Source organism: Streptomyces sp. NPDC055140 (genome assembly GCF_053607285.1).
Genome location: NZ_JBSGTG010000087.1, coordinates 1 through 6,792 on the forward strand (window position 1 = coordinate 1; position 6,792 = coordinate 6,792).

General features: G+C 68.4%; 6 protein-coding genes and 2 pseudogenes. 6 read left to right on the forward strand and 2 right to left on the reverse strand.

What is annotated here, in order from left to right; translation table 11 throughout:
- A pseudogene (locus tag ACWFR4_RS47085) lies at window positions 1-211 on the reverse strand (hypothetical protein); the annotation flags it as partial.
- Window positions 212-322: 111 nt separating this feature from the next.
- On the opposite strand from ACWFR4_RS47085, the pseudogene ACWFR4_RS47090 reads away from it, so the two are divergent.
- From ACWFR4_RS47090 to ACWFR4_RS47100, 3 genes and pseudogenes are all read left to right on the forward strand, one after another.
- Window positions 323-451, forward strand: a pseudogene (locus tag ACWFR4_RS47090) (SAM-dependent methyltransferase); the annotation flags it as partial.
- Between the two features lie 130 nt (window positions 452-581).
- On the forward strand, window positions 582-911 hold the full coding sequence (locus tag ACWFR4_RS47095; protein ID WP_453657931.1) for a hypothetical protein: 330 nt from the start codon (window positions 582-584) through the stop codon (window positions 909-911).
- Between the two features lie 37 nt (window positions 912-948).
- Window positions 949-1,290 carry a hypothetical protein gene (locus ACWFR4_RS47100; RefSeq protein ID WP_453469572.1) on the forward strand — a complete coding sequence of 114 codons (342 nt, stop codon included), beginning with the start codon at window positions 949-951 and terminating at the stop codon, window positions 1,288-1,290.
- Window positions 1,291-1,734: 444 nt separating this feature from the next.
- Here ACWFR4_RS47100 and ACWFR4_RS47105 read toward each other — a convergent pair whose 3' ends face one another.
- Window positions 1,735-2,394 carry a YceI family protein gene (locus ACWFR4_RS47105; protein WP_453657933.1) on the reverse strand — a complete coding sequence of 220 codons (660 nt, stop codon included), beginning with the start codon at window positions 2,392-2,394 and terminating at the stop codon, window positions 1,735-1,737.
- A gap of 436 nt (window positions 2,395-2,830) precedes the next feature.
- Between ACWFR4_RS47105 and ACWFR4_RS47110 the strand changes: the two genes are divergently transcribed.
- The 3 genes from ACWFR4_RS47110 to ACWFR4_RS47120 all read left to right on the forward strand — a co-directional run.
- Complete coding sequence (locus ACWFR4_RS47110; protein WP_453657935.1) at window positions 2,831-3,193, forward strand: hypothetical protein; 363 nt, start codon at window positions 2,831-2,833, stop codon at window positions 3,191-3,193.
- A 24-nt stretch (window positions 3,194-3,217) separates the two neighbouring features.
- Complete coding sequence (locus ACWFR4_RS47115; protein WP_453657937.1) at window positions 3,218-5,323, forward strand: SpoIIE family protein phosphatase; 2,106 nt, start codon at window positions 3,218-3,220, stop codon at window positions 5,321-5,323.
- A 388-nt stretch (window positions 5,324-5,711) separates the two neighbouring features.
- On the forward strand, window positions 5,712-6,792 hold a 1,081-nt coding region (locus ACWFR4_RS47120; protein ID WP_453657939.1), incomplete at its 3' end, for an RNA-guided endonuclease InsQ/TnpB family protein.

The following is a 6,792-nucleotide window of genomic DNA, read 5'->3' on the forward strand; positions in this document are numbered from 1 at the left end:
CCGAACACCGGGCGTGGGACAGGACGCAAACGCAGCACCACAGCCAGTGGCGCCCGTTGTGCAAGCCCGGGACTTTCAGTCCCGGGTGGTTGACCAGTTCCAGAGCGGTGTCGCCGTCGCCTGCGATGTCGGCCGCGATCGCTTCCAGGCGTAGGCCATCGCGGATGGCTTCTGCCATGAAGGGCTCGTCCTCGACAATCAACACACGCATGCTATTGATGCTACGAGTCGGCACATATCGTCGGCGTATCGAAAACCGCATACGTGCCGACAACTCAATGTCGGCGCGGGTACTGGCTCCTACGAGAGTGCCGCGCACACGATCACCGCGGTCGAGCCCTCCCTGGCGATGCGCGCCCAGCGCCCGGCCGAACTCGCCACGGCCATCGACGCCGTGGCGGAGGGCCTCCCCTTCGCCGAAGGGCAGTTCGACGCGGCGATGACCCTCTTCAGCGTCCACCAGTGGTCCGACGTCGAGGCCGGGCTGCGCGAGATGCGACGCGTCACCCGCGGCCCGGTCGCCGTCCTGACCTGCGACCCCGCGCGCGTACGCGACTTCTGGCTCTACGAGTACGCCCCCGATGTCCTGGATACCGAAGCGCGCCGCTACCCGCCGCTGGACCAGCTCACGGCCGCGCTCGGCGGCACCACCACGATCCACCGTCCCCATCCCGCTGGACTGCACCGACGGCTTCAACGAGGCGTACTACGGCCGCCCCGAAATGCTTCTCGACCCCGCCGCCCGTCAAGCCTGCTCGGCCTGGAGCTTCGTCGACGACCGGACTCGCCAGGACTTCGACACCTCGCTGCGCCGCGCCCTCGGCTCGGGCACCTGGGACGAAGCGTTCGGTCACCTGCGCAACCGCCCGAGCTACAACGGGTCCCTTGTCCTGCTGCGCGCCACCCCGTGACCGCGGCAGCGACATCTCCCACAGGAAGGGGCGCAGGATGGACCCGCTCGCACGCCGCCAGATGATCGCCCACGTGCAGGTCGAGCGACAGCGATTGCTGCCGGAACATGAGCAAGCAACGCAGACCACCATCGAGATGCTCCGCGCCGGCACCGGCCACGCGAGCGACCCCCAACTGGTTCCGTACCTCAACCTCGCCTACCTGCTGGGCGTCAAAAGCACCTACGGCGATGACCAGTTGATGGCCCTGGCGCTGTCGGTGGCGAACTGGGCCACCACTGCCATCAACGACCTCGCCCACCACACCGGCCGCACCCCACAACAGATCATCGACCAGTACGAGACCGACATCATCGCCGACCAGGAAGACCTCACCTGACGCCGAGTCTGCTCGCCGTGAGTCCGGACACCGCACTGACCCGGACCTGGACCGGGTCGCACATCCACGTAGTGCCCGAGGCAGGCAAGCCGTCCCCGTCCATCACAGGGATCCGGCGCTCGCGGCCAACCGTCGCTTCAACAGCGCCTCACACAACCGTAGTTGACCGTCCAGCCACTCATCCTCCACGAAGCCCTGCGCGCCTCCAGTGCCGATGACCGGGTCGGATGAAAAGCCGTGGGTCGAAAGGCGGCGGGAAGGGGTTTGGTCCCACCGCGGTCGTCGGGCGGATCCGTGTACGGTGCGTCGGGTTCAGTCGGTGACTGAGCAGCCGTGCAGGAAGGCGCGACCGCCTCGCCGCCGGTCGGGCCCACGGTTCTCAGGCCTGTCGCCCTCCCACCTGTGGTGGTGGGGGAGCGGGGGCATTCGTGCAGCGTGGTGCAGCTATGCGATGGGGGTGGAGCGGATCGCGGAGATGTCGAACTGCAGCCGGACTTTCTCACTCACCATGGTGCCGCCGGCTTCGAGACGTTGGTTGTAGACGAGGCCCCATTGGGTGCGGTCGATGGTGGTGGTGGCGTCGAAGCCGGCTCGTTCGTAGCCGAAGGGGTCGAGTACGGAGCCGAGGTAGTCCAGTTGGAGTTCGACGGGGCGGGTGACTTGGCGGATGGTCAGGTCGCCCGTCATGCGGAAGGTCTCTCCGCCCTCGTGGGTGGTGGAAGTGCTGCGGAAGGTCATTTCCGGGTAGCGGCGGGCGTCGAAGAAGTCGGTGCCGATGAGGTGGGCGTCGCGCTGTTCGACGCCGGTGTCTACGCTGCCGACCCGGATGGTGATTTCGGCCCGGGATTGGGAGGGGCGGGCTCCGTCGAAGTACAGGGTGCTGTCGTAGTCGGCGAAGGCGCCGCGCACGGTCGTGACCATCGCGTGTCGTACGGAGAAGCCGATGCGGCTGTGCGGGCGGTCGATGGTCCATTGCCCGGTCAGTGCGCGAAGGGCCGGGTCGAGCGCGGCGCCGGTGGTGTCGGCGCCCGGGAAGGGCGTACGGGGGCCGGCAGCAGGCGTCGGCTCGATGGTCGCGCCCTGGCGACGGCTGAAGATACCCATGCGGTCGTAGCCTCCTCGAATGTGATTACTACGTGTTATCACGGGGTCGGGATGGGCTGGACAGCGAGATGGGTGGCCTCGTCCGAAATCTCTGCCGCGGCCTGCAAAGATGCACAGGATCGACCCAGGATCGTCATGAGTGTGAATGCACTGTCGGGCGATATGGCTTCACACAGAGTCACCGCATAGTTCGGTCACGTGGCGGCGTCGGCGTTCGTGGGGGACTCGGTGATCGGTCGGCGTAGGGAGAGGGAGCGGCGGGTGAGGGTCCCTGTGTACACCCCTCACGACACGGTCTCCAGGAACCGGGCCCGCATCGGTGTCCTGGCGGATGCCCCGCGCTCGACCGTGTCGAGAGGGGCCGCTCGCGGGTGGCGGGGCGAAGCCGGTGGGGTGAGGATGGCGCGGACGGGAGTCCCAGGAAGGCAGTGCGCGCATGGCGGAAGAAGTCGGAGGGACGGCGGGCGGGGCGTTCCTGGGCGGCTTCCCGATCGCCTTCGACCTGGGACAGGCCGCGTGCTTCACCTGCGAGGGGATCTCAGCGCTGCCCGCGGCCCCGTTCAGCGTCTTGAGCCACGCGGGCGCGCCGGCCGGAACGCGGGACACTTTCGTCAGCGTCAACAACGACACGATCTGCTCCGTCAACCTCGGCCTACGAGTCACCGGAGCCGGAGCCGGAGCCGGAGCCGGAGCAGGAGCAGGCGCGTTCCTGCCCATCCTGGGCATGTACCGATCGCGCCCCGAAGCCCTCGCCGGGCACGTACACCTGCCGCCCCTCAACACCGCTCAACCGGCCTGAAACAACCGGACAGGAGGGACGCACGTGGTTGACGCCGACCCCTACCTCGGCACGAGAGCATCGGACTCGGCCGTACTGGAAGCCTTGTTCACACAGGCACCGCTCGGCCTCTTCCTTCTCGACGAACAGCTGCGCGTGCGTCGCTACAACACATCGGCCCATGGCCTGCGCGGCATCACCGCCGAGCGGGTACTCGGGCGGACGTTCGGAGAGATCAGTTCGGGCCTCGACACCACGAAGCTCGCCGTCCTCGCTCGGGAAACCCTCCGCACGGGTCAGCCCGTGCTGCGGCACACCCTGAAGGGCACGCCGGCCGCTCGACCGGACGAGGACCTGACGGTCTCGGTATCGATTTTCCAGGTGGACGACGCGGCCGACGGGCAGCCCGGTGTGCTCATGGCGGTCGAGGACGTGACCGAACGCGAGGCGGCCCGGGCGCGGCTCGACCTCCTCTACGACACTCGCCGGACCGTCGGAACGACACTGGATGCGACGACGACGGCCCGCGAACTGGCAAGTGTGCTGGTGCCGGCCCTCGCCGACGCGGTGTCGGTGCACATCCTGGATGAGGTACTGCGAGGTGAGCCTCACCGTCGGGGACCGCTCGACGCCGGAGAGCCGCTGCGCCGGGCGGCCTTCCTGAACGGGCCCGACACACACGCCGACGAACGGGACACGATCCTCGAGACGCTGCCCCTCGCCACCGCCTTCACACGGAGCCTCGAGGAAGCCACGCCCCGCCTGGTCTCCCGGCTGGACGCCGAGGGAGTCTGGCCCCCCGAGCTGTCCGAGCACGCCCACGCACTCGCCACCGCGGGCATCCACTCGCTGATGGTGGTGCCCCTCGTCGTACACGATGCCGTGCTCGGCGTCGTCACGCTCTACCGCTCGGAGCGGCCCCAGCCGTACACGCAGCAGGATCTCGATCTGGCGGTGCAGGTCGCCTCCCGGGCTGCCCTCGGCATCGATCACGCGTCGAGCTACGCACGGGAGCGAAACACGGCAACGGCCCTCCAACGGCATTTGCTGCCGAGCCGTACGCCGGAACTGACGACCGTGGAGACGGCGCATCTGTACCTGCCTGTGAGGGCGGGCGGGGACTGGTTCGACGTGATCGAACTGTCCGGAGCCCGGGTCGGACTCGTCGTCGGCGACGTCGTCGGACACGGGATCGAGGTCGCGGCCATGATGGGGCGCCTCCGTACCGCCCTGCGCACGCTCGCCGAACTGGACCTGGAGCCGGACGAGTTGTTGACACATCTCGACGAGATCGCTGCCCGGCTGGCCAGTGAGAACGTCGACGGCGATGAGTTGGGCCACGATGACGACATCCCTACCGGCGGACGGGTCGCCACGTGCGCGTACGCCGTCTACGACCCGGTGAAGCGCCGGCTGACCCTCGCCTCCGCCGGGCACCCCGCCCCGCTGCTCGTCTCGCCGGAAGGAGAGGTCGCCACCGTGGAGGTCGACACGGGCCCCGCGCTCGGCACGGCCCACGGCACGTACGAGACAGCCACGTACAGCCTCGACGACGGCGCTGTCCTCTGCCTGTACACCAACGGACTGCTCGCGGGCAGTGACGAGGCGGCCGATACGCTCCGACGCGTTCTCACCCTCCAGGACCGCGCACTATCCGAGACGGCCGATGCCATCGCCTATGCCCTGGCCGACGATCAGGCCGAGGACGACGCCGTCCTGCTCCTGGCACGCGCCCGCGGCCTCTCGGATGACCAGGCGGTTCACTGGGACCTGCCGTCCTACCCCTGGGTGGTCGCCGCGGCGAGGTCTCTCGCCGGACGACAGCTGGCTGCCTGGGGGCTGGAGGACATCGCGTTCGAAACGGAACTGATCATCAGTGAGCTGGTGACGAACGCCATCCGGTACGGCGAGGGACCGGTGAGTCTCCGGCTCATCCGCGACCGGCACCTCACGTGCGAGGTCACCGACGGAAGCAACACCTCGCCACATATGCGCCGCGCCCACGACACCGAAGAGGGCGGCCGAGGGCTGTATCTCGTGATGAGCATGAGCCACCGCTGGGGCACGCGCTACGCCGCACGAGGCAAGACGGTCTGGTCGCAGCAGACCCTCCCCGGCCGGACCGATGAAGGGACTCCATCGCCACGGTGAAGCAGCCGACTGCCATGTAGCGCCGCACGGCTCACGGCCTCAGGGCGCCCGCATGATCGTCTTTCACCAAAGGAGGCAAGCGTGCCACCTCGCTACCGGGATTGATTTGCAGTGCATCGGGCTTCAGCCCGGTGGTGGAGCGCTCTGGAGATCGCGACGCGGGGCGTCGCGGCGTCCCTCCCTGCGGAGCAGGCAGGTGTGGTCCTGTGGACTGCCGGTGCGGAGCATCATGGCTCGTCTCCCGCCCGGCCTCCGCCCCACGCGTCCAACGATCATCGGCGGGCGCGATAGGCCGAACTTGAGCGCGAGCATCAAACGGGAGGACGATCGCGATCAGTTCCGATCTTCTGGGGCGGTGCCCCGGGAGGGCGCGCCTAGGGTGACGTTCATGCAGCTTCGGTACGCGTTCCGGCTCTACCCGGAACCGGGTCAACGCTCCGCGTTGGGCCGGGCGTTCGGGTGCGCGCGGGTCGTGTTCAACGACGCGGTGCGTGCCCGGAAGGACGCCCACGCGGCGAATCTGCCGTATCCGAAAGCCGCCGAGCTGTCCCAGACCCTGATCACCCAGGCCAAGCGGACCGTGGAGCGGTCTTGGCTGGGCGAGGTGTCCTCGGTGGTGCTCCAGCAGTCCCTGCGTGATGTGGAGGCCGCCTACCGGGCGTTCTTCGCCTCCCTCAAGGGCGAGCGTAAGGGTGCGAGGGTGGGTGCGCCGCGGTTCAAGTCGCGGAAGGATTCGAGGCAGTCGGTCCGGTTCACGGCCAACGCCCGCTGGTCCATCACCCCAACAGGCCGGCTGAATCTGCCGAAGATCGGTGAGGTGCGGGTGAAGTGGTCGCGCACCCTGGCCGTGGTGCCGTCCTCGGTCACGGTGATCAAGGACAGTGCGGGGCGGTATTTCGCGAGTTTTGTCATCGCCACCGCCCCGGCCGCCGCCACCGCCCCGGCCGCCGACGCCAGCCGGATGCCCGCCACCGATCAGGCCATCGGCATCGACTTGGGCCTGACCCACTTCGCGGTCCTGTCCGACGGCACGAAAATCGACTCCCCGCGCTTCCTGCGTCGGGCCGAGAAGAAACTCAGGAAGGCCGGACGGGAGCTGTCCCGCAAGCAGAAGGGCTCGAAGAACCGGGCCAGGGCCCGGCTCAAGGTCGCCCGCGCGCATGCGCAGGTCGCCGATGCACGCAAGGAGTTCCACCATCAGCTCTCCACCCGGTTGATCCGCGAGAACCAAGCGATCGCCGTGGAAGACCTGTCGGTCAGGGGCCTCGCGCGCGCCAAGCTGGCCAAGTCCGTCCATGACGCTGGCTGGTCACAGTTCGTGACCATGCTCGCCTACAAGGCAGCCCGCTACGGGCGGACCTTTATCAAGATCGATCGGTTCGAGCCCACCAGCCAGGTGTGCTCCACCTGCGGACACCACGACGGACCCAAACCCCTGCACGTCAGGGAGTGGACCTGCCCCGCCTGCG